This is a genomic window from Streptomyces sp. GL_148 (assembly GCF_057834205.1).
Map to the genome: position 1 here is coordinate 6,390,449 of NZ_CM174396.1, position 24,145 is coordinate 6,414,593.

The 24,145-nt window shown below is 71.7% G+C and carries 13 protein-coding genes; 9 read left to right on the forward strand and 4 right to left on the reverse strand.

Annotated elements, in window-relative coordinates:
- Positions 1 to 272 precede the first annotated feature (272 nt).
- Positions 273 to 2,795, reverse strand: a complete 2,523-nt coding sequence (locus AC3IYI_RS29315) for a SpoIIE family protein phosphatase (protein WP_489406498.1) — start codon at positions 2,793 to 2,795, stop codon at positions 273 to 275.
- Between the two features lie 213 nt (positions 2,796 to 3,008).
- Here AC3IYI_RS29315 and AC3IYI_RS29320 point away from each other — a divergent pair, with 213 nt between their 5' ends.
- The 9 genes from AC3IYI_RS29320 (at position 3,009) to AC3IYI_RS29360 (ending at position 17,542) form a co-directional block, all read left to right on the forward strand.
- Positions 3,009 to 8,561 (forward strand): HAMP domain-containing protein, encoded by a 5,553-nt coding sequence (locus AC3IYI_RS29320; protein ID WP_489406499.1) that lies wholly within the window; start codon positions 3,009 to 3,011, stop codon positions 8,559 to 8,561.
- Between the two features lie 229 nt (positions 8,562 to 8,790).
- Positions 8,791 to 9,480 carry a response regulator gene (locus AC3IYI_RS29325; protein ID WP_243331880.1) on the forward strand — a complete coding sequence of 230 codons (690 nt, stop codon included), beginning with the start codon at positions 8,791 to 8,793 and terminating at the stop codon, positions 9,478 to 9,480.
- Between the two features lie 193 nt (positions 9,481 to 9,673).
- Positions 9,674 to 12,490: an FtsK/SpoIIIE family DNA translocase gene (locus AC3IYI_RS29330; RefSeq protein ID WP_489406500.1), complete on the forward strand. Its 2,817-nt coding sequence runs from the start codon at positions 9,674 to 9,676 to the stop codon at positions 12,488 to 12,490.
- 204 nt (positions 12,491 to 12,694) lie between these two features.
- On the forward strand, positions 12,695 to 13,591 hold the full coding sequence (locus AC3IYI_RS29335; protein ID WP_489406501.1) for a helix-turn-helix domain-containing protein: 897 nt from the start codon (positions 12,695 to 12,697) through the stop codon (positions 13,589 to 13,591).
- Positions 13,592 to 13,704: 113 nt separating this feature from the next.
- Positions 13,705 to 15,204, forward strand: coding sequence for a 30S ribosomal protein S12 methylthiotransferase RimO (gene rimO, locus AC3IYI_RS29340; protein WP_489406502.1), 1,500 nt, complete (start codon positions 13,705 to 13,707; stop codon positions 15,202 to 15,204).
- Positions 15,201 to 15,857, forward strand: coding sequence for a CDP-diacylglycerol--glycerol-3-phosphate 3-phosphatidyltransferase (gene pgsA, locus AC3IYI_RS29345; RefSeq protein WP_266881436.1), 657 nt, complete (start codon positions 15,201 to 15,203; stop codon positions 15,855 to 15,857). The genes rimO and pgsA overlap by 4 nt, the downstream gene beginning before the upstream one ends.
- Positions 15,858 to 15,919: 62 nt before the next feature.
- Positions 15,920 to 16,459: a CinA family protein gene (locus AC3IYI_RS29350; RefSeq protein WP_489411718.1), complete on the forward strand. Its 540-nt coding sequence runs from the start codon at positions 15,920 to 15,922 to the stop codon at positions 16,457 to 16,459.
- A gap of 109 nt (positions 16,460 to 16,568) precedes the next feature.
- Positions 16,569 to 16,952, forward strand: coding sequence for a helix-turn-helix domain-containing protein (locus tag AC3IYI_RS29355; protein WP_243331868.1), 384 nt, complete (start codon positions 16,569 to 16,571; stop codon positions 16,950 to 16,952).
- Positions 16,953 to 17,218: 266 nt separating this feature from the next.
- The gene (locus AC3IYI_RS29360; protein WP_489406503.1) at positions 17,219 to 17,542 is read left to right on the forward strand and encodes a hypothetical protein; all 324 of its coding nucleotides are present in this window, start codon (positions 17,219 to 17,221) and stop codon (positions 17,540 to 17,542) included.
- A gap of 104 nt (positions 17,543 to 17,646) precedes the next feature.
- On the opposite strand, the gene AC3IYI_RS29365 is transcribed toward AC3IYI_RS29360, so the two are convergent.
- The 3 genes from AC3IYI_RS29365 to AC3IYI_RS29375 all read right to left on the reverse strand — a co-directional run bounded on the left by AC3IYI_RS29365 (position 17,647) and on the right by AC3IYI_RS29375 (position 24,089).
- A complete protein-coding gene (locus AC3IYI_RS29365; RefSeq protein WP_489406504.1) occupies positions 17,647 to 18,414 on the reverse strand; it encodes an SDR family NAD(P)-dependent oxidoreductase in 768 nt (255 codons plus the stop codon).
- A 36-nt stretch (positions 18,415 to 18,450) separates the two neighbouring features.
- The gene (locus AC3IYI_RS29370) at positions 18,451 to 19,299 is read right to left on the reverse strand and encodes a DNA-formamidopyrimidine glycosylase family protein (RefSeq protein ID WP_489406505.1); all 849 of its coding nucleotides are present in this window, start codon (positions 19,297 to 19,299) and stop codon (positions 18,451 to 18,453) included.
- Between the two features lie 185 nt (positions 19,300 to 19,484).
- Positions 19,485 to 24,089, reverse strand: a complete 4,605-nt coding sequence (locus AC3IYI_RS29375) for an ATP-dependent helicase (protein WP_489406506.1) — start codon at positions 24,087 to 24,089, stop codon at positions 19,485 to 19,487.
- Positions 24,090 to 24,145 lie beyond the last annotated feature (56 nt).

Genomic DNA, 24,145 nt, shown 5'->3' on the forward strand with positions numbered 1-24,145 from the left:
CAATGGGATCAGCAGGAGTTCCAAGCCCCTCGATCCACGGGAGGACCGCTCATGAGTACCGAACGGATCCGACACCTCGCCCACAGCTTCAAGACGGCCCTGGCTGCCGACGGCGCCTCCCCGTCCCCGTCTCCCTCTCCCCCCAGGTCCGCCACCGGGCGCGACACGGCCGTCGATACGGCCAGGAGCAGTACGCCCGGGGAAATGGCAGCCCCGTCCTTCATGATCCTGGTCGCGGGGCCCCGTCGGTAAGTGGTGTGGCGCGACGGTGCTCAGTCGCCGTCGCGCTGCCGCGGGATGCGGAAGGCCAGGATGGCCATGTCGTCGGAGGCAGGTTCGGCGGCGAAGCGTTCCACCGCGCGCAGGACGCGGGAGGCGACGGCGCCGGCGGTGAGGCCCGTACAGGTGGTGAGGACCTCGGTGAGGCCGTCGTCGCCGAGCATGCGGGTGCCCTCGCGGCGTTCGGTGACGCCGTCCGTGACGCAGAGGAGGACGTCGCCCGGGTCCAGGGTGAGGGTCTGCTCGTAGAGGTCCAGGTCCTCGAGGACGCCGAGGAGGGGCTGCGGGTCGGCGGCGGGGGTCACCTCGCCGTTCGGGCGCAGGCGCAGCGGCAGGGGGTGGCCCGCGCAGACGACCTTCATGTGGGCGCCGCCGTCGGGCTGGGGGTGCAGCTCGCCGTAGAGGAGGGTGAGGAAGCGGCTGCGGTCGCCCTCGTCGAGGATCGCCGCGTTGAGGCGCTCCAGGACGGCCGGGCCGCCGAGGCCCTCGCGGGCCAGGAGGCGCAGGGCGTGGCGGGCCAGGCCGGTGACGGCGGCTGCCTCCGGGCCCGTACCGCAGACGTCGCCGATGGCGAACCCGTAGACGCCGGGGCGGATCGGGAACACGTCGTAGAAGTCGCCGCCCACCTCGTTGCCCTCGCCGGCGGCGCGGTAGATGACCTCGACCTCGATGCCGGGGATGGTAGGGGAGCCGGGCGGCAGGAGGCTGCGCTGGAGCGAGCGGCTGATGGCGGTGCGCTCGGAGTACAGGCGGGCGTTGTCCAGGGCGAGGGCGGCGCGGCGGGAGAGGTCCTCGGCGAGTTCGAGGATCTCCTGCCGGAAGTGCTCCTCGGAGGGTTTGCCGAGGGTCAGCATGCCGATCACGCGGTTGCGGGCGAGGAGCGGGAGGACCACGGTCTCGCCGCCGACCGCGATCGAGGTTTCCGGCCAGGGGCGGGCGCCGGACTCGCGGACCGGCTCGGGCGGGCTGACCTGGGAGAGCAGGGCCTTGAGGCCGTCGATGCGGTCCTCGTCCTCGTGCAGGACGTAGGAGAGGAACGGGTCGGAGGACTGGTCGGCGATGGTGTAGACGGCGCACCAGGTGGCGAGGGTGGGGACGGTCATCTGGGCCATGAGGGCCAGGGTCTGGTCCCGGTCCAGGGTGCCGGCGAGCAGGTCGGAGGCCTCGACGAGGAAGGAGAGGGAGCCGCGGCGCAGTCGTTCGAGCTCGCCGAGTCGGGCCGATTCCACGGCGAGGGCGATGCGGTCCGCGGCGAACTGCAGGCGCAGGGCGTCGTCGTTGGAGTAGCGGCCGGGGATCTCGGCGGCGACGCCGAGGGAGCCGGTGAGGCGGCCCTCGACCTTGAGGGGGACGGTGATGGCGGAGCGCATGCCGGTGGCTTCCAGGAGGGGTACCGCGCCGGGGACGACGATGAGGTCCTCGTGTACGGCGGGCATGCGGGCGCTGCCGTACCGGTTGGTGCCGGCTTCGACGGGGACGCGGGCGAAGCGCTGGCGGGTGGAGGGCAGACCGGTGGTGGCGCGGACCTCGAGCTCGGTCTCGTCGTCGGTGGCGAGGAGGAGGAAGGCGGAGTCGGCGTCGAGGAGGTCGCGGGCGCGTTCCACGGTGCGCTGGAGGAGGCCGTCGAGGTCGTCGGGGGCGGGGGAGCCGATGAAGATCTCGAAGGGGTCCGTGGGGCGGGACTCGGTCAGCTGGCCGCCGTCCATGGGGACCCGTACGGGGCTCTGCAGCAGGGCCCGCTCGTCGTCGTGCACGAGCAGGCAGACGATGGAGGGCTCGCCGTGGGCATCGCGGACCCGCAGGTGGGAGGCGTAGATCGGGATGACGCGGCCGTCGGCGCCGCGGATGCCGTAGCTGCCCTCCCAGCGGGACAGGCGCAGGGCCTCGGCGATGCCGGTACCGGTGCCGGGGGTCTGGGGCCAGGCGGCGAGCTCGGCGAGCGGGCGGCCGACCGCCTTCGAGGCGAGGTGGCCGAAGATGATCTCGGCGTCCTCGTTCCAGGCGGAGACGGTGCCGGCGGAGTCGATCTGGAGGACGGCGACGCGGACCCGGCTGTCGGCCAGGGGCAGGAGCTGGTCGGGGACGACGGGTCCCGCGGAGCGGGTACCGACCGGACGGTCCGGCATGTCGAGACGGAACCACACGTGCTTGTGCGTGGCCGTGTACTCGACGCCCCAGCGGGTGGCGAGGGCGGCGCAGAGCATGAGCCCGCGGCCGTTCTCGCGGTCGGGGTCCGCATAGGGGCGCTCGCCGGGGTGCTGGAGCGGGAGCTCGCGCTCCGGGTAGCGGTCGGCCACCTCGACCCGTACGCCGTCCTCGGTGCGCAGGCACAGGACCTCGGCGCGGGTGCCGGCGTGGACCACGGCGTTGGTGACGAGCTCGCTCGTGAGGACCACCGCGTCGTCGACGATGTCCGAGAATCCCCAGCCCTGGAGGGTGTCGCGGACGAATGCGCGGGCAGCAGCGACTGAACGCCCCTGTGGATCGAAACTGGCAGCCGCCCGTGCCGTGATCACAAGTCTCCTTCGACGCGGTGGACAACGGATGCCAGGTTACTTACCTTCACGGTCGCCATGGTGCCGTCGTAGGGGAATCCACCCACAGGGTGCGGCCGGTGTGCGATGGTGCCCGAGTGTTATGGCCGGGTTCGGCTGGGGTGAAACACTGGGCAGGCTTGGAGTCAGGTAGGAAATGGGCACGGCGTAAGTGGACGCAGTCTGATGAACAAGATGCCCGGTGGAACAGTGGTCGACCCCTTCGGGAGGGACACGGTGGAGGCTGGCGCGGCGGTGCGGCGTACGGGAACGCGCCCGAAGGGAGGGCGCTCCCGGCGGGGCGTGACGACGGAAGTCGATACCGCGGCCCTGAACAGGCTGCTCACGGCTCTGGTGTCGATGCGGGACGGGAACTTCCGCAAGCGCCTGACGGTGTCCGGCGACGGGGTGATGGCGGAGATCGCCGCCGTCTACAACGAGGTCGCCGACCGCAATCTCCACCTGACCGGGGAGCTGTCCCGGGTGCGGCGGATGGTGGGCCGGGAGGGCAAGCTCAGCGAACGGCTGGAAACGGGTGCCTGCGAGGGCTCCTGGGCGGCCGCGATCGACGCCTCGAACCAGCTGGTGGACGATCTGGCCCGGCCGGTGTCCGAGGTGGGCCGGGTGCTGTCGGCGGTCGCCGAGGGTGATCTCGACCAGCGCATGGACCTGCGGACCCAGGCCGCGGAGGGTGCCGGGCACCCGCTGCGCGGGGAGTTCCTGAAGGTCGGGCGGACGGTCAACAACCTGGTCGACCAGCTCTCCGCGTTCACCGACGAGGTGACGCGGGTGGCGCTGGAGGTCGGTACCGAGGGCAAGCTCGGCGGCCAGGCGCAAGTGCGCGGAATGTCCGGATCCTGGAAGGATCTGACCGACTCCGTCAACACGATGGCGTACCGGCTCACCGCCCAGGTGCGTGACATCGCTCTCGTGACGACAGCGGTGGCCAAGGGCGATCTGTCGCGCAAGGTCACGGTGCACGTGGCCGGCGAGATGCTGCAGCTGAAGAACACCGTGAACACGATGGTGGACCAGCTGTCCTCGTTCTCCTCCGAGGTGACCCGCGTGGCCCGCGAAGTGGGTACCGAGGGGGAGCTCGGCGGCCAGGCGAAGGTGCCCGGGGTCGCGGGCGTGTGGAAGGACCTGACCGACTCCGTCAATACGATGGCGGGCAACCTGACGGCCCAGGTGCGCGGCATCGCGCAGGTGACCACGGCCGTGGCCAACGGCGACCTGTCGCAGAAGGTCCGGGTCAGCGCGCGCGGCGAGGTCGCGCAGCTGGCCGAAACGATCAACCAGATGACCGAGACGCTACGGACCTTCGCGGACGAGGTCACGCGCGTGGCCAGCGAGGTCGGGGCGAAGGGCCTGCTCGGTGGGCAGGCGCAGGTGCCGGGCGCGGCCGGGACGTGGAAGGACCTCACCGACTCGGTGAACACGGTCTTCCGCAACCTCACCACGCAGGTGCGCGACATCGCCCAGGTGACGACGGCGGTGGCCAACGGCGACCTGTCGCAGAAGGTCACCGTGAACGTGGCCGGCGAGATGCTGGAGCTGAAGAACACCGTCAACACGATGGTGGACCAGCTCCAGTCCTTCGGTGCCGAAGTGACGCGGGTGGCCCGTGAGGTCGGCGTCGAGGGCGAACTGGGCGGGCAGGCGCAGGTGCCGGGCGCGGCCGGGACGTGGAAGGACCTCACCGACTCGGTGAACACCGCCTTCCGCAACCTCACCGGGCAGGTCCGCAACATCGCCCAGGTGACGACGGCGGTGGCCAACGGCGACCTGTCGCAGAAGGTCACGGTCGACGTCTCCGGCGAGATGCTCCAGCTGAAGAACACCGTGAACACGATGGTGGACCAGCTGTCCTCCTTCGCCGACCAGGTCACGCGGATGGCGCGGGACGTGGGCACGGAGGGCCGGCTCGGCGGCCAGGCACGGGTCGAGGGGGTGTCCGGCACCTGGAAGGAACTCACCGACTCCGTCAACTTCATGGCCGGGAACCTGACCTCGCAGGTGCGCCAGATCGCCCAGGTGACCACGGCCGTGGCCCGCGGCGACCTCTCCCAGAAGATCGACGTGGACGCGCGCGGCGAGATCCTGGAACTCAAGAACACCATCAACACCATGGTCGACCAGCTCTCGGCCTTCGCCGAGCAGGTCACCAGGGTCGCCCGCGAGGTGGGTACGGACGGGCGGCTCGGCGGCCAGGCGCAGGTGCCGGGCGTGGCCGGTGTGTGGCGCGATCTGACCGATTCGGTGAACGGCATGGCCGGGAACCTGACGTCCCAGGTGCGCAACATCGCGCAGGTCGCGACCGCGGTGGCCCGTGGTGACCTGTCGCAGAAGATCGACGTGGACGCGCGCGGCGAGATCCTGGAGCTGAAGAACACCCTCAACACGATGGTCGACCAGCTCTCGAACTTCGCGGAGCAAGTGACCCGGGTCGCCCGCGAGGTGGGCACCGAGGGCATCCTGGGCGGCCAGGCCGAGGTGAAGGGCGTCTCCGGCACCTGGAAGGACCTCACCCAGTCCGTCAACTTCATGGCGAACAACCTGACCTCGCAGGTGCGCAACATCGCCGAGGTGACCACGGCGGTCGCCACGGGCGACCTCTCCAAGAAGATCACCGTCGATGCCAAGGGCGAGATCCTGGAGCTCGTCACCACCGTGAACACGATGGTCGACCAGCTGTCCTCGTTCGCGGAGCAGGTGACCCGGGTGGCCCGCGAGGTGGGCTCCGAGGGCATCCTCGGCGGTCAGGCCCGGGTGCGCGGGGTGACGGGCATCTGGAAGGACCTGACCGACAACGTCAACCTGATGGCCAACAACCTCACTTCGCAGGTGCGCAACATCTCGCAGGTTTCCTCGGCGGTGGCCAACGGCGATCTGACGAAGAAGGTCACCGTCGAGGCCCGTGGCGAGGTCGCGCAGCTCGCCGACACCGTGAACACCATGGTCAAGACCCTGTCCTCCTTCGCCGACGAGGTCACGCGCGTGGCCCGTGAGGTGGGTACGGAGGGCCGCCTGGGCGGCCAGGCGCACGTGCCGGGGGTCTCCGGGACGTGGAAGGACCTCACCGACTCGGTGAACTTCATGGCCTCCAACCTCACCGGCCAGGTGCGGCAGATCGCCATGGTCACGACCGCCATCGCCAAGGGCGATATGACCAAGAAGATCGACATCGACGCCCGCGGGGAGATCCTGGAGCTCAAGACCACGATCAACACGATGGTCGACCAGCTGTCCTCCTTCGCCGACCAGGTGACCCGCGTCGCCCGCGAGGTGGGTACCGAGGGCATCCTCGGCGGCCAGGCCCGGGTCCGGGACGTCGACGGCACCTGGCGGGACCTGACCGAGTCCGTGAACGAGATGGCCGGGAACCTGACCCGGCAGGTGCGCGCGATCGCCGCCGTGGCCACCGCGGTGACCCGCGGGGACCTGAGCCTGAAGGTCGACGTGGACGCGGCGGGCGAGATCCAGGTCCTGCAGGACAACATCAACACGATGATCGTCAACCTGCGCGACACCACCTTGGCCAACAAGGAGCAGGACTGGCTCAAGGGCAACCTCGCCCGCATCTCCGCCCTGATGCAGGGCCGCCGCGAGCTGGACGACGTGGCCTCGCTGATCATGAGCGAGCTGACCCCGGTGGTTTCCGCGCAGCACGGCGCGTTCTTCCTGGCGCTGCCGGCCGGCGGGACCACCGAGATCGGGACGGACGGGGGCGCGGAGGGTTCGTACGAGCTGCGGATGCGCGGGAGTTACGCGTACGCCGGCGGCCAGATGCCCATCTCCTTCCGGCCGGGGGAGGGACTGATCGGGATGGTGGCCGAGGAGAAGCGGATGGTGCTCATCGAGAACACCCCGCCCGGCTACCTGAAGATCTCCTCCGGGCTCGGCGAGGCCCCGCCCGCGCACGTGATCGTGCTGCCGGTGCTCTTCGAGGGGAAGGTGCTCGGCGTCATCGAGCTGGCCTCCTTCCAGCCCTTCACGCAGATCCAGAAGGACTTCCTCAGCCAGATCGCCGAGATGATCGGTACGAGCGTCAACACCATCTCCGTCAACTCGAAGACGGAGATGCTGCTCAAGCAGTCGCAGGAGATGACGGAGCAGCTGCGCGAGCGCTCCGACGAGCTGGAGAACCGGCAGAAGGCCCTCCAGGCCGCCAACGCCGAGCTGGAGGAGAAGGCCGAGCTGCTGGCCCAGCAGAACCGGGACATCGAGGTGAAGAACACCGAGATCGAGGAGGCCCGGCAGGTCCTGGAGGAGCGTGCCGAGCAGCTCGCGGTCTCGATGCGGTACAAGAGCGAGTTCCTGGCGAACATGTCCCACGAGCTGCGGACCCCGCTCAACTCCCTGCTGATCCTGGCCAAGTTGCTCGCCGACAACGCGGACGAGAACCTCTCGCCCAAGCAGGTCGAGTTCGCCGAGACCATCCACGGCGCCGGCTCCGACCTGCTCCAGCTGATCAACGACATCCTCGACCTGTCGAAGGTCGAGGCCGGGAAGATGGACGTCTCCCCGACCCGGATCGCGCTGGTCCAGCTCGTCGACTACGTGGAGGCCACCTTCCGGCCGCTGACCGCCGAGAAGGGGCTCGACTTCTCGGTACGGGTCTCCCCGGAGCTCCCGGCGACCCTGCACACCGACGAGCAGCGGCTGCTCCAGGTGCTGCGCAACCTGCTGTCGAACGCGGTGAAGTTCACCGACACCGGGGCGGTGGAGCTGGTGATCCGGCCCGCCGGGGCCGATGTGCCCATCGCGATCCGCGAGCAGCTCCTGGAGGCCGGTTCGCTGCGGGAGGCCGACGCCGACCTGATCGCCTTCTCGGTGACCGACACCGGGATCGGGATCGCCGCGAGCAAGATGCTGGTGATCTTCGAGGCGTTCAAGCAGGCCGACGGGACCACCAGCCGCAAGTACGGCGGCACCGGTCTCGGGCTGTCCATCAGCCGGGAGATCGCCCGGCTGCTGGGCGGGGAGATCCACGCGGCGAGCGAGCCCGGGCGCGGGTCGACCTTCACGCTGTACCTGCCGCTGCATCCGAGCGAGCTGCCCCCGCAGGGGTACGCGCCGCCGACGCCAGGCGGGGCGCGCGGGGAGCTGTACCGCCGCCCGGCCGCCGAGGAGGCGCGGCCCGAGCTGCCGGCGGCGCCGGTGGCGCAGGGCCCCGTAGCGCCCGTGGGGCCGATGTCACTGCCGCGGGCCGGGGAACCGGTCGCGCACGGGTCGTCGGCGCTGTTCCGGCGGCGCCGCAAGGCGATGGCCGAGCCGCCGCTGCGGGCGGAGGTGCCCGGACAGGGCGACGCGGACGCGTGGGCCGTAGAGGAGCCGCTGCCCCAGGCGCCGCGGACGTACGACTTCCACGGCGAGCGGGTGCTGATCGTGGACGACGACGTGCGCAACGTCTTCGCGCTGACCAGCGTGTTGGAGCAGCACGGGCTGGCAGTGCTGTACGCGGAGAACGGCCGGGAGGGCATCGAGGTCCTGGAGCAGCACGACGACGTGGCGCTCGTGCTGATGGACATCATGATGCCGGAGATGGACGGGTACGCGACGACCTCGGCGATCCGGCGGATGCCCCAGTTCGAGGGGCTGCCGATCATCGCGCTGACGGCGAAGGCCATGAAGGGGGACCGGGAGAAGGCGATCGAGTCCGGCGCCTCGGACTACGTGACCAAGCCGGTCGAACCCGACTACCTACTGTCGGTCATGGAAGGGCACATGCGCGGGGCCGGGGCGTGACCGGGCGGGCGGAGGGGAACTCCCGAGGGAACCTTCTGCCCTTCCACCACGTTTCCGCTTCGTGCGCTGTGACATCTTGGTGACAGGGTGTGGCGATCTCGGGACTGGGGCTACGATGACCGGCACAAGGACGGACGGCGCAAGGATGCCGTCTTCTGGGGCGGGGCCCGGCGCACAGGCCGGAGCCAGGAGCCGGGGAGGCCCCATGCCGGGGCGAGGAGGACAGGGCATGGTGCAGAAGGCCAAGATCCTCCTGGTCGACGACCGGCCGGAGAATCTGCTGGCGCTGGAGGCCATTCTCTCCGCGCTCGATCAGACACTGGTCCGGGCGTCGTCGGGGGAGGAAGCGCTCAAGGCGCTGCTGACGGACGACTTCGCGGTCATCCTGCTCGACGTGCAGATGCCGGGCATGGACGGGTTCGAGACGGCCGCACACATCAAGCGGCGTGAGCGGACCCGGGACATCCCGATCATCTTCCTCACGGCGATCAACCACGGTCCGCACCACACCTTCCGCGGGTACGCGGCGGGCGCGGTGGACTACATCTCCAAGCCCTTCGACCCGTGGGTGCTGCGGGCCAAGGTGTCGGTGTTCGTCGAGCTGTATACGAAGAACTGCCAACTGCGCGAGCAGGCGGCGCTGCTGAGGCTCCAGCTGGAAGGCGGCAGCTCCTCCAACGGCGCGGTGGACGGCTCCAAGGAGACGGCCGGCCTGCTGGCCGAGCTCTCCGCACGGCTCGCCGCGGTCGAGGAGCAGGCGGAGGCGCTGACCAAGCAGCTCGGCGAAGAGGCGGCCGATCCCTCGGTGGTGGCCACCGCGGCCCATCTGGAGCGCAAGCTCACCGGACTGCGGCGGGCGCTCGACGCGCTGGAGCCGGGGACCGGCGGCGGGGCTCCCGTACTGCCCGCCCAGGGCTGAGCTCCGCGAAGACCTCGCGTGGCCCGGTGTGCGGGCCCGCTTGGCGGTCCGTCAGGGCTGGCGGGGCGTCATGGCGGGCCGCCGGTACGGGCGGAGGGTGCGGGTGCCTCCCGTCCGGGACTCGGAACGACACGAACGGGTGAAGCGGTGGGCACGCGTGTCCACCGGCGCGCGCACCGGTAACCTCGGGCGCATGGCCTCAAGTACGTCCGGTAAGGGTTCCCAGAGCACGGCGGGCACCGCGAAGGGCCGCACCGGCCGTACGACGGCGCCGGCGAAGAAAGCTGCCCCAGCCCGCAAGCCGCCCGCCAAGAAGGCGGCGCCCGCCGCCAAGCGCGCCGCCGTCAAGAAGGTCGCGCCCAAGCCCGCGCCGTCCCCCACCGGGGGAGTGCTGCGGCTGCTGCGCGCCTTCTGGCTCGGCATCGCGCACGCGGTCGGCGCCATCTTCCGCGGCATCGGCCAGGGAGCGAAGAACCTCGACCCGGCCCACCGCAAGGACGGCCTCGCCCTGCTGCTGCTCGCGCTCGCGCTGATCGTCGCCGCCGGGACCTGGTCGAACCTGAGTGGGCCCGTCGGGGATCTGGTGACCATGCTGGTGACCGGCGCCTTCGGGCGGCTCGACCTGCTCGTGCCGGTCCTGCTCGGCGTCATGGCGGTACGTTTCATCCGCCATCCCGAACAGGCCGACGCCAACGGCCGCATCGGCATCGGGCTCTCCGCGCTGGTCATCGGAGTCCTGGGGCTCGTGCACATCGCCTGCGGAGCCCCCGGGCGCGACGAGGGCACCACGGCCATGCAGAACGCCGGCGGGCTGATCGGCTGGGGCGCCTCGAAGCCGCTGATCTTCACGATGGGCGCGCCGCTGGCGGTGCCGATGCTGGTGCTGCTCACCGTCTTCGGGCTGCTGGTGGTCACCGCCACTCCCGTCAACGCGATCCCGCAGCGGCTGCGGAGCGCGGGGATCCGCCTCGGGGTCATCGCACCGAACGAACACGACGCCGAGTACGCCGAGTACGCGGAGCAGGGGGACTCCGCGGGCGCGGCCTCGGCCGCCGCGGACCGGCACGATGCCGAGCAGTGGCGGGCACGCTCCGGGGCTGCCGGGCCGGGAGACCCGGCGGAGGCCGCCGAGGAGGAGGCGCTCGCCCGGCGGCGGCGCCCCCGGCGGGCCGCGGGCCGGCCGGCCATGGACCGCGGGATGGACGCCGTCGACGTGGCCGCGGCGGCCGCCGCAGCGCTGGACGGGGTGGTCTACGGCGGGATGCCGCCCTCCCCGCTGGTCGCCGACCTCACCCAGGGCATCTCGGTGGAGCGCGGGGGCACGGAGATCACCGCTCCGGTCCCGGCGGCCCGGGAGGAGGGGCCCGCCCGCGACGAGCAGCCCGTCCGCGAGGAGAAGCCCGCCGGGGCCGCGGCTCCGCCGCACGCCACCACGGCGGCGGCCTCCGGGACGCTGTCCGTTCCCGACCTGACCAAGGCCCCGCCCGAGACCCAGGCGCTGCCGCCCCGCGCCGAGCAGCTCCAGCTGCGCGGGGACATCACGTACTCCCTGCCCTCGCTGGACCTGCTGGAGAAGGGCGGGCCGGGCAAGACCCGTAGCGCCGCGAACGACGCGGTCGTGGCCTCGCTGACGAACGTGTTCATGGAGTTCAAGGTCGACGCGAAGGTCACCGGTTTCACCCGGGGGCCGACGGTGACCCGCTACGAGGTGGAGCTGGGCCCGGCGGTGAAGGTCGAGCGGATCACGGCGCTGGCGAAGAACATCGCCTACGCCGTGGCCTCGCCCGACGTGCGCATCATCAGCCCGATCCCGGGCAAGTCGGCGGTCGGCATCGAGATCCCGAACACCGACCGCGAGATGGTCAACCTGGGGGACGTGCTGCGGCTGGCGGACGCCGCCGAGGACGACCACCCGATGCTGGTGGCGCTCGGAAAGGACGTCGAGGGCGGCTACGTCATGGCCAACCTGGCGAAGATGCCGCACGTACTGGTCGCCGGAGCCACCGGTTCCGGTAAGTCCTCCTGCATCAACTGCCTGATCACCTCGGTGATGGTGCGGGCGACCCCGGAGGACGTCCGGATGGTGCTCGTGGACCCCAAGCGGGTGGAGCTGACGGCGTACGAGGGCATCCCGCACCTGATCACGCCGATCATCACCAACCCCAAGCGGGCCGCCGAGGCCCTCCAGTGGGTCGTGCGCGAGATGGACCTGCGCTACGACGACCTGGCGGCCTTCGGATACCGGCACATCGACGACTTCAACAAGGCGATCCGCGACGGCAAGATCAAACTGCCGCCGGGCAGCGAGCGGGAGCTGAGCCCGTACCCGTACCTGCTGGTGATCGTCGACGAGCTCGCCGACCTGATGATGGTGGCTCCGCGCGACGTGGAGGACTCGATCGTCCGCATCACCCAGCTGGCCCGTGCGGCCGGCATCCACCTGGTGCTCGCGACCCAGCGGCCCTCGGTGGACGTGGTGACCGGTCTGATCAAGGCGAACGTGCCCTCGCGGCTCGCCTTCGCCACCTCCTCGCTCGCCGACAGCCGGGTCATCCTGGACCAGCCGGGCGCGGAGAAGCTCATCGGCAAGGGCGACGGCCTGTTCCTGCCGATGGGCGCGAACAAGCCCGTGCGGCTCCAGGGGGCCTTCGTCACCGAGGACGAGATCGCCGGGATCGTGCAGCACTGCAAGGACCAGATGGCGCCCGTCTTCCGCAACGACGTCACCGTCGGGCAGAAGCAGAAGAAGGAGATCGACGAGGAGATCGGCGACGACCTGGACCTGCTGTGCCAGGCGGCCGAGCTGGTCGTCTCCACGCAGTTCGGGTCCACCTCGATGCTCCAGCGCAAGCTGCGGGTCGGGTTCGCGAAGGCCGGGCGGCTGATGGACCTGATGGAGTCGCGGGGGATCGTCGGACCGAGCGAGGGGTCGAAGGCGCGCGACGTGCTGCTGAAGGCCGACGAGCTGGACGGCGTGCTCGCGGTGATCCGGGGGGAGACTCCCGAGTAATGGGCAAAGGATCGGGGGCAACCGTTTCCCCCGGTCGCGTGTCTAGTTGAGGGAGGTGGCGGTCTGTTCCGGGTCGCCGCACCGGGCGGGAGCCCCTTGGCCATTCGTATGGCGTAGGGAGGTGCCCCTCCGGTTGCTCCACCCTTTCGTCACCCCCCTAGACTGGACTTCCAGCAGGTGGCTACACGCTCGAAAGGCGCCCTCGTGTCCATCGGCAACGCCAACTCCCCCGAAGATGAACGGCCTTCGACCGACGACCGGTCCGAGGACCGCCTCGTCGAACGTTCCGTCGAAGAGCCGTCGATCGGGACGGCCCTCAAGAAGGCCCGGATCGCCGCCGGGCTGACTGTCGACGAGGTCAGTTCCACCACTCGCGTGCGCATTCCCATCGTGCACGCGATCGAATCCGACGATTTCACGCGCTGCGGCGGCGATGTCTATGCCCGCGGCCACATCCGTACGCTCGCCCGTGCCGTACGACTCGATCCGGAACCCCTGATCGACAGCTACGACGCGGCCCACGGCGGCCGGCCGGCACCCACCCCCGCCGCGCCGATGTTCGAAGCCGAGCGGATCCGCCCCGAACGGCAGCGGCCCAACTGGACCGCCGCCATGGTCGCCGCCATCGTCGCCGTGATCGGCTTCGTCGGCTTCACGGCCTTCGGCGGCGCCGACGAGAAGACCAAGCGGCCGGTGGCGCAAGGTTCCGCCGCGCCGAAGCCCGCACCCACCCCGAACGCCTCCAAGCCCTCGGTCCAGGCGCCGCCGGCGCCCACGGCCCCCAAGCCGGAGCCCTCGGACAGCGCCATCGCCGCCGCGCCCAAGGACCTCGTCACGGTCGTCCTGACGGCCAACGGCGGCGAGAGCTGGATCTCGGCCAAGGATCACAGTGGCCGGCTCCTCTTCGACGGCACCCTCGAAGAGGGTCAGTCGAAGACGTTCACGGACAAGGAGTCCATCGACCTGGTGCTCGGCGATGCCGGGGTCGTGACGCTCTTCGTGAACGGCAAGGAGATCAAGGACGAGTTCCAGCCCGGACAGGTGGAACGTCTCACATACACCAAGGACGACCCGCGTCAGGGCCAGGCCCAGGCGGGCTGACCAGCAGGGAATAAAACGTTCCGGATCCCCGGGGTGCCGCGCCGCACCCCGGGGATCTTGTCGTCCGGGACGGGAGGCGGGGGCCGGTGCCGGGACGAAGTAGTCTTGAGTCCATGCCCGAACGCCGTACCGTCGCCCTTGTCACTCTTGGCTGCGCCCGTAACGAGGTGGACTCGGAGGAGCTCGCAGGCCGCTTGGCGGCGGATGGCTGGGAGCTCGTCGAGGACGCCGCCGATGCGGACGTAGCCGTCGTCAACACCTGCGGCTTCGTCGAAGCCGCCAAGAAGGACTCCGTAGACGCCCTGCTGGAGGCCAATGATCTCAAGGATCACGGCCGCACGCAGGCCGTCGTAGCCGTCGGCTGTATGGCCGAGCGCTACGGCAAGGAACTTGCCGAAGCGCTCCCCGAGGCCGACGGCGTGCTCGGCTTCGACGACTACGCCGACATCTCCGACCGCCTCCAGACCATTCTGAACGGCGGCATCCACGCCTCCCACACCCCGCGCGACCGGCGCAAGCTGCTGCCGATCAGCCCGGCCCAGCGCCAGGGCGCCGACGTGGCCCTGCCGGGTCACGCGCAGGCCCCCGAGGACACAGCCGCACCCGCGGACCTTCCGGAGGGCGTCGCGCCCGCCTCCGGTCCGCGTGCGCCGCTGCGCCGCCGCCTGGACAAGAGCCCGGTCGCCTCGGTCAAGCTCGCCTCCGGCTGCGACCGGCGCTGCTCGTTCTGCGCCATCCCGTCCTTCCGCGGCTCCTTCATCTCCCGCCGCCCCAGCGACGTGCTGGGCGAGACGCGCTGGCTCGCCGAGCAGGGCGTCAAGGAGATCATGCTGGTCTCCGAGAACAACACCTCGTACGGCAAGGACCTGGGCGACATCCGCCTGCTGGAGACCCTGCTGCCCGAGCTGGCCGAGGTGGACGGCATCGAGCGCGTCCGCGTCAGCTACCTCCAGCCCGCCGAGATGCGGCCCGGCCTGATCGACGTGCTCACCTCGACCCCCAAGGTCGTCCCGTACTTCGACCTCTCCTTCCAGCACTCGGCCCCCGACGTGCTGCGCGCCATGCGCCGCTTCGGTGACACCGACCGGTTCCTGGAACTGCTGGACACCATCCGTTCCAAGGCCCCGACGGCCGGCGTCCGGTCCAACTTCATCGTCGGATTCCCCGGCGAGAAGGAGTCGGACTTCGCCGAGCTGGAGCGCTTCCTCACCAGCGCGCGGCTCGACGCCATCGGCGTCTTCGGCTACTCCGACGAGGACGGCACCGAGGCCGTCACGTACGAGAACAAGCTGGACGCCGACACCATCGCCGAGCGCCTCGCCCACATGCAGCGCCTCGCCGAGGAGCTCACCTCGCAGCGCGCGGAGGAGCGGATCGGGGAGACCCTCGAGGTGCTCGTCGAGACGGTCGTCCCGATCGACGAGGCGGAGGACGGCGAGGGAGCCTACGGGCGTGCCGCCCACCAGGCCCCCGAGACCGACGGCCAGGTCGTCTTCACGGACGGCGCGGGCCTGGTCCCGGGGCGTATCGTCACCGCGAAGGTGGTCGGCACCCTGGGTGTGGACCTGGTGGCGGAGCCCCTGGGCATGGATCTTGAGGAGGCGGCCGGATGACCGGAGCCCCGGCATCTGCGGCGGGCGGGACCGGCCGCCGGCCCGCGCCCGGCGCGAAGCTGGGCGCCGCGGCGGTCAATCAGGCCAGCCTGTGGAACATCGCCAACATCCTGACGATGATCCGGCTGGTCCTGGTGCCGGGATTCGTGATGCTGCTGCTCGCCGACGGGGGATACGACCCCGTCTGGCGGGCGCTGGCCTGGGCGGCGTTCGCCGTCGCCATGATCACCGACATCTTCGACGGGCATCTGGCCCGTACGTACAACCTGGTCACGGACTTCGGCAAGATCGCCGACCCCATCGCCGACAAGGCGATCATGGGGTCGGCATTGGTGTGTCTGTCCTGGCTCGGCGATCTGCCCTGGTGGGTCACCGGGGTGATCCTCGGCCGGGAACTCGGGATCACGCTCATGCGTTTCTGGGTCATCAGATACGGAGTGATTCCGGCGAGCCGGGGCGGGAAGCTGAAGACCCTGACCCAGGGCGTGGCGGTGGGCATGTACGTGCTCGCACTGACCGGGCCGCTGGCGACGCTGCGGTTCTGGGTGATGGCGGCCGCCGTCGTCCTGACCGTCGTCACCGGTTTGGACTACATCCGGCAGGCCGTCGTGCTCCGGCGCAAGGGGCTCGCCGCGGAGCGTGCCGCGCGGTGAACCTGGCGGGGGATGACGCAGTGGCGCAAGAGGCGGGTGGTTCTCCTGTGGTTGGCGAACCGGTGCGGAACGCCCCTGGGACTGCTGGGGACGGTGCGGCGGTCGCGGCCGATGTGTTGCGACTCCTCGCGGAGAGTAACGGTACGGTTGCGGTGGCGGAGTCGCTGACCGGCGGCATGGTGGCCGCGGAGCTCACGGCCGTCCCGGGCGCCTCCAAGTCATTCCGCGGGTCCGTCACGGCGTACGCGACCGAGCTCAAGCATCAGGTGCTGGGCGTGGACGCCGGGCTGCTCGAAGCCGAAGGCGCGGTGAACCCGCAGGTCGCGGAGGAGATGGCGGCCGGAGTGCGGCGCGTGCTCGGCGCCTCCTGGGGCATCGCGACCACCGGAGTGGCCGGTCCCGACCCGCAGGACGGGCAGCCGGTGGGCACTGTTTTCGTCGCCGTGGCGGGTCCCGGGGTCAGGAAAACGGCCCGGCTGCGGTTGAAAGGCTCCCGCGCGGAAATCCGTAGGGAGAGTGCACGGACAGTGCTCGAGCTGCTCGCGAGCGAACTCCGCGAGAATCTGCGGGGGCAGGATACGGAACAGGACGGGGGGATTTGATGTTTGCAGCCCTGAGTGAACACGACATCGCTCCCCGCACGGCCGCCGCGCGAGGCGGTACGGTGGGGCGTGAAGGTTACGGCTACACGGTCAGAGGAGGGAGCCACCGATGATTCTGCTCCGTCGCCTGCTGGGTGACGTGCTGCGTCGGCAGCGCCAGCGCCAGGGCCGTACTCTGCGCGAAGTCTCCTCGTCCGCCCGAGTTTCGCTCGGCTATCTCTCCGAGGTGGAGCGGGGGCAGAAGGAGGCATCTTCCGAGCTGCTCTCCGCGATCTGCGACGCGCTTGACGTACGGATGTCAGAGCTGATGCGGGAAGTCAGCGACGAGCTTTCGCTCGCCGAGCTGGCCCAGTCCGCCGCGGCGAGCGAACCGGTGTCCGCACCGGTCCGCCCGATGCTCAATTCGGTATCCGTGGCCTCGGTCACGGGTGGCCCGGAACGGGTGACCATCAAGGCGCCCGTGGAAGCAGCGGTGAATGTTGTAGCCGCGTGATGTGTGCGTGAGCGTCTGCCTGTGCGCGTGAGTGTGTGTGCGTGCGTGCTGAGCGTATGAGTGTGGCCGGAGCCCCGGCCGGTGCCCGCTGGGTGCCGGCCGGGGCTCCTTGCCGTTCCCGGGGTGGGAGTGGTTTCCGGAGGCGGCGCGGATGGCGTTCCGGTCCCGGCGTGAGGGGGTGCGGGTGCGGGCGGGGTGCGGGAGGATGGGCCCGTTCGGGTCTCCGGCCCCTGGAGGTGGCCGTGCGGCGGTTGCTGGGTATACCCGTGGGTCTTGCCCTCGCGCTGTCGGTGGGCGTCCTGTGGTGGTGGGCCGTGCTGCGGCTCGTGCTGGCGCCGGCCGAGGCCGGGCTGGTGGAGGGTGCGGTCGCCGTCGGGGGGTGGGGGCTGGGGCTGCTGCCGGTGCACTGTGTGCCGGGTCCGGTGGGTGGCCGTCGCCGCCGTGGGGCGGCGTGCGGCGTGCGTGGTGGCGGGGCCGGGGGTGGTGGCGGCGTCGCGGGCGACGGTGGGGAGTGGGCTGCCGCCGGGTCGGTGGCGGTCGGGGAGCCGGGGGCGGTGCCGCCGGGGGGCGGGGAGCCGGGGTCCGGGTAATCGGGTGGCGGGTTTTCCGGTGCCCTGCGGTGGTGATCGGGTGGTTGGGCGCCGGGTGCTTTGGGCTGGGTGGTGCTGCCGGGTGGTTTGGGCCGGGTGGTTCGTTACCAGGGCATGGCGACTCCACCGTTCGGGCGAAGGATCTGGCCCGTCATGAAGGACGAGGCGTCCGAGGCGAGGTAGAGCACTGCCTGGGCTATGTCCTCGGGCACGCCCACGCGGCGCAGCGGGGACATCCGCGTCATCATCGCCTCGGTCTGCTCCTGGACCTCGGGGCTGTGCCGGCCGGTCATCGGGGTGCGGATCCAGCCGGGTGCGACGGCGTTGACGCGGATGCCGTGCGGGCCGGCCTCGGTGGCGAGGGTCTTGGTCAGCTGGACGACGGCGGCCTTCGAGGCGCTGTAGCAGAGCAGGCCGGGCTGGGCGGCGTCCACGGCGCCGGAGGCCATGGTGATGATCGAACCGGGTCGGCCGGCCGCGATCATGGCGCGGGCCGCCTCCTGGCAGGTGCGCAGGACCCCCTTGAAGTTGATGTCCAGGACCCGGTCGAGGTCCTCGTCGGACGTCTCCAGGACGCTGCTGCTGTGCATGATCCCGGCGATCGCAGCGGTGATGTCGAGCGGGCCGGCCTGTGCGATCGCCGTCCTGATCGCGACGCGGTCGGTCACGTCGAGGGGGTGGGCGGTGGCCCGGCCGCCGGCCTTGGCGATCAGTTCGACGGTCTCCTCGAGGCCCTGGGCGTCGCGGTCCGCGCAGTGCACGGCGGCTCCGGCCTCGGCGAGGAGCACGGCGGTCGCCCGGCCGATGCCGCTGGCGGCGCCGGTGATCAGGGCGGTCCGGCCGGTGAGTTCGTACGCGCTGGGTGTAGGCATGCGGGGACGGTACGACCGGATCTGACGGTGCGTCAACTAAGGCGTCGGGCCGGATTGGCATCGGGGACACCAGTAGGTGGGGCGGCCGTCCTGGGGGGCCTCGCGGACGGGGCTGCCGCAGCGCAGGCAGGGGCGGTGGGCGCGACCGTAGACGAACAGGTCCTGGCCGGGGCGGCGGCTGCCGGTGGTGTTGCGGCGGCGGGCCTTGTTCGCGTCGAGGAGCCGGTGTGCGGCGGCGGCGAGGCGGGGCAGCGTGCTGGTCGGCAGATCGCCCACCGGAGTCCAGGGGGTGACCTGGGCGAGGAAGCAGAGCTCGGCCTTGTAGATGTTGCCGATGCCGGCCAGGTTGCGCTGGTCGAGGAGGGCCTCTCCGAGGGGGCGGGCGGGGGTGGCGAGGAGGTTCGCGGCGGCGACCTCCTCGTTCCAGTCGGGACCGAGGAGGTCGGGGCCGAGGTGGCCGACCGTGCGGTGCTCGTCGGCGGTGCGGAGCAGTTCGACGTCGTGGAGGCGGTAGCCGACGGCGGTGTGGGTGGCGGTGCCGAGGATGACGCGGATTTCGTGGGCGGGGCCGGGGGTGGCTGTCGCCGTCGTGGTGGGGAGGATGCGCCAGGCGCCGTCCATGCGGAGGTGGGTGTGGAGGGTGAGGCGGGGGTGGGGGGTGGTTCGTGGTCCGGTGCCGGCTTCTGCCTCGGTGTCGGGCGCCGTTGGCCGGCCGAGGCGGATGAGGAGGTGCTTGCCGCGGGGGAGTACCTCGAGGGCGGTGAAGCCGGTGAGGTCTGCGGTGGCGAAGCGGGGGACGCGGAGGTCGGAGCGGGTGAGTTCCTTGCCCGCGAGGGCTTCGCGGAGCTGGGCCGCGGTGCGGTAGACGTTGTCTCCTTCGGGCATGCCCTCATTCTCCTGCGGAGTCGGGCTGGTGGGGTAGGGCCGGGGGTGCCGCCGCTGCGCGGTGCTTGCTCCCCGCCCCGCCCTTCCTCCGTTCCCCGGGGCGCAGCCCTGGGCCTCGTTCCCGGGCTTTGCCCCGGGCCTCGTTCCCTCGGGGCTGCGCCCCGGGCCCCCCTTTCGGCTGCGGGTTAGTGGCGGAGGCGGAGGCCTTGGGGGGTGGCGTGGAAGCCGGTGGCTTCTATGGGTGGGGCGTAGGGGGAGGTGAGGGACGGGGTGGCGTTGATGCGTTCCAGGGTGAGGGTGGGGAGGGTGCCCTTGCGGGAGGCCGTGGTGAGGGCCGTCAGCGCGGCTGTGAGGCGGGGGTCGTCCGGGTCGGGCCAGGCCAGGAGGGTTTTGCCGCCGCGCTCCAGGTAGAGGGTGAGTTCGCCGTCGACCAGGACCACCAGGGAGCCCGCCTTGCGGCCCGGCTTGTGGGTGGCGCCGGTCGGGGGGTCCGGCCAGGGCAGGGCCGCGCCGTACGCGTTTGCGGGGTCGGCGGCCGCCAGGACCACCGCGGCCAGCGGGGGCGGGGTCCGCTCGGCGGCGCGGAGGCGGTCGACCGCGCCGTCCATGGCGAACTGGGCCGCGCCCAGGCCTTCGACCACGTACCCCCTGCGGGCCTGGCCGCTGTCCTCGACGGCGGACAGGACCCGGTAGACCGCGCTGAACCCGCCCTCCACGCCTTCCGCGGCCACCGCGCCCCGGGTCACCACCCCGTGGCGGTCCAGCAGGGTGCGGGCCAGGGCGTGTGCGCGGTGGGTCGGGTCAGGGGCGTGGGCCGGGAGCAGGGACCAGCGGCCCGACACCGTGGGCGGGCCCGTACGGGAAGCAGGGGTGGTGAGGGTGCCGTATCGGCCGCGGGGGATCGTACGGCGGGCGCGGTGGGCGGTGGCGCCCGCCGTGCGGCCCGAGCCGAGGAGGGAGCGCAGGGGGGCCAGGGTGTCGTTGGTCAGGCGGCCCGACCACGCCAGGTCCCAGACGCTGGAGGAGAGGTCCGCGTCGGAGGCGTCCGGGTGCAGGGCTCGGACCCGGTCTGTGAGCTGCCGGAAGAACAGGCCGTAGCCGCCGGAGAGGGCGGAGAGGACCGCTTCGTGGAGCGGCGTGAGCCCCAGGGGGTGGGGCGGGGGCAGGAGGAGCGGGGCCGCGTCGGCGAGGTAGAGGGAGATCCAGCCGTCCTTGCCCGGCAGGGCCCCCGCGCCCGCCCAGACCACTTCGCCGGTGGTGGTCAGCTCGTCCAGGAGGGTCGGGGAGTAGTCCGATACGCGGGACGGGAGGATCAGGCGTTCGAGGGCGGAGGCGGGAACGGCGGCGCCCTGGAGCTGTTCGATCGCGCGGGCCAGGCCGTCGACGCCGCGCAGGGCTCCGCCCAGGTGCTGCCACTGGGGCAGGAAGGTGGCGAGGGAGGCGGGAGGGACCGGCTCCAGCTCCTGGCGCAGGGCGGCGAGGGAGCGACGCCGCAGCCGTCGCAGAACTGTGGCGTCGCACCATTCCTGGCCGATGCCCGCCGGGTGGAACTCGCCCTGGACCACCCGCCCGGCCGCCGCGAGCCGGTGCAGCGCGCCGTCCGTCACGGCCGTGCCCAGACCGAAGCGCGCGGCGGCGGTGACCGTGGTGAAGGGGCCGTGGGTGCGGGCGTACCGGGCCAGGAGGTCGCCGAGGGGGTCCTTCACCGGCTCGGTGAACGCCTCCGGAACGCCCACCGGGAGCGCCGTGCCCAGCGCGTCGCGCAGCCGGCCCGCGTCCTCGATGGCCGCCCAGTGGTCCTCGCCGCCGATCCGGACCCGGATCGCCCGGCGGGAGGCGGAGAGGGACGGAGCCCACTGCGGTTCCGCTCCGCGGGTGGTCAGTTCCGCCGGGGTGAGCGGGCCCAGCATGCGCAGCAGGTCGGCCACCGACTCGGCGTCCTTGGCCCGCCGGTCCTCGGTCAGCCACTGGAGCTCCCGCTCCAGCTCCGTCAGCACCTCCGCGTCGAGCAGCTCGCGGAGCTCGGCTTGGCCGAGCAGCTCGGCCAGCAGCCGGGAGTCCAGCGACAGCGCGGCCGCCCTGCGCTCGGCGAGCGGCGAGTCGCCCTCGTAGAGGAACTGGGCGACGTATCCGAAGAGGAGGGAGCGGGCGAAGGGGGAGGGCTCGGGCGTCGTGACTTCGACGAGGCGGACCCGGCGTGCCTCGATGTCCCCCATGAGCTCGGTCAGGCCGGGCACGTCGAAGACGTCCTGCAGGCATTCCCGTACGGCCTCCAGCACGATCGGGAACGAACCGAACTCGGAGGCCACCTGAAGCAGTTGCGAGGCGCGCTGGCGCTGCTGCCACAAGGGGGTGCGCTTGCCGGGGTTGCGGCGCGGCAGCAGCAGGGCGCGCGCCGCGCACTCGCGGAAGCGGGAGGCGAACAGCGCGGAGCCGCCCACCTGGTCGGTGACGATCTGCTGGACGTCGCCGTGGTCGAAGGCCACGTCCGCCGCGCCCAGCGGGGGCTTGTCGTCGTCGAAGTCGAAGGAGTGGGCCGTGCTGCTGCGCGCCGGGTCGTGGTCCAGCAGGTCCAGGTCCATGTTCAGCAGGTCCGCGTCCGGGAGGCGGAGCACGATGCCGTCGTCGGCGTGCATGACCTGCGCGTCCATCCCGTACCGCTCGGAGAGCCGGGCGCCGAGCGCCAGCGCCCAGGGGGCGTGCACCTGGGCGCCGAAGGGGGAGTGGACGACGACGCGCCAGTCGCCGAGCTCGTCGCGGAACCGCTCGACGACGATGGTCCGGTCGTCGGGTACGTGGCCGCAGGCCTCGCGCTGTTCGGCGAGGTAGGACAGGACGTTCTCCGCGGCCCAGGCGTCCAGGCCCGCCGCCACCAGGCGCAGCCGGGCGTCCTCGGTGTCGAGGCCGCCGAGCTCGCGCAGGAACGCGCCGACCGCGCGCCCCAGCTCCAGCGGGCGGCCCAGCTGGTCGCCCTTCCAGAACGGGAGCCGGCCCGGGACCCCGGGGGCGGGGGTGACCAGGACGCGGTCGCGGGTGATGTCCACGATCCGCCAAGAGGTGGTGCCCAGGGTGAAGACGTCGCCGACGCGGGACTCGTAGACCATCTCCTCGTCGAGCTCGCCGACCCGGCCGCCGCCCTTCTTCGGGTCCGCTCCCGCCAGGAAGACGCCGAAGAGGCCGCGGTCCGGGATGGTCCCGCCGGAGGTGACCGCGAGGCGCTGGGCGCCGGGCCGGCCGGTGATCGTACCGGCGACGCGGTCCCACACGACGCGAGGTCTGAGCTCGGCGAAGGCGTCCGACGGGTACCGGCCGGCCAGCATGTCCAGTACCGCCGTGAAGGCCGAGTCGGGCAGCGCCGCGAAGGGGGCCGCCCGCCGCACCAGGGCGAGCAGGTCGTCCAGCTGCCAGGTGTCCATCGCGGTCATCGCGACGAGCTGCTGGGCGAGGACGTCCAACGGGTTGGAGGGGATCCGCAGGGACTCGATCGAGCCCGTGCGCATCCGCTCGGTGACCACGGCCGCCTGGACGAGGTCGCCCCGGTACTTGGGGAAGACGACTCCGGTGGAGACCGCGCCCACCTGGTGCCCGGCCCGGCCCACCCGCTGGAGCCCGGAGGCCACCGAGGGCGGGGACTCCACCTGGATGACGAGGTCGACCGCGCCCATGTCGATGCCGAGCTCCAGGCTGGAGGTGGCGACCACGGCGGGCAGTCGGCCGGCCTTCAAGTCCTCCTCCACCAGCGCCCGCTGTTCCTTGGAGACCGAGCCGTGGTGGGCGCGGGCCAGCAGTGGGGGAGCGCCCTGGGCGGCGCCCGACTGGGCCATGATCTCGGCCGGGGGCGGGCCCTCGGGCAGCGGGCCGCCGGTGGCCCGCTCGTACGCGATCTCGTTGAGCCGGTTGCACAGGCGCTCGGCGAGGCGGCGGGAGTTGGCGAACACGATGGTGGAGCGGTGGGCCTGGACCAGATCGGCGATCCGCTCCTCCACGTGCGGCCAGATGGAGGGCTTGTCGCCGCCCTCCTTGCCCTCGGTGGCGGGGGAGCCGCCCAACTCGCCCATGTCCTCGACCGGGACGACCACCGACAGGTCGAACTCCTTGGTGGAGGGCGGCTGGACGATCTCCACCTTGCCGCGCGGAGCGAGGTAGCGGGCGACCTCCTCCACCGGGCGGACCGTCGCCGACAGTCCGATCCGGCGTGCGGGGCGGGGCAGCAGCTCGTCCAAGCGCTCCAGGGACAGCGCGAGATGGGCGCCGCGCTTGGTCCCGGCGACCGCGTGCACCTCGTCCAGGATCACGGTCTCGATCCCGGCCAGGGCCTCGCGGGCCGCCGAGGTCAGCATCAGGAACAGCGACTCGGGCGTGGTGATCAGGATGTCCGGCGGCCGGGTCACCAGCGCGCGCCGCTCGGCCGGCGGGGTGTCGCCGGAGCGGATCCCGACCCGGATCTCCGGCTCGGGCAGGCCCAGGCGCACCGATTCCTGCCGGATGCCGGTCAGCGGGCTGCGGAGATTGCGCTCCACGTCCACCGCCAGGGCCTTCAGGGGCGAGATGTACAGCACCCGGCAGCGCTTCTTCGGCTCGGCCGGGGGCGGGGCCGAGGCGAGCTGGTCGAGGGCGGCGAGGAAGGCCGCCAGGGTCTTGCCGGAGCCGGTGGGGGCCACCACCAGCACGTCCGAGCCCGCCCCGATGGCCCGCCAGGCGCCTTCCTGGGCGGAGGTGGGCGAGACGAAGGCCCCCGTGAACCAGGAACGGGTCGCGGGGGAGAACGAGTCGAGCGCGGTACCGGACATGCCCCCATCGTGCACCCGCCCACTGACAACCGGCCGGACCTGTGGAAACACCCCGG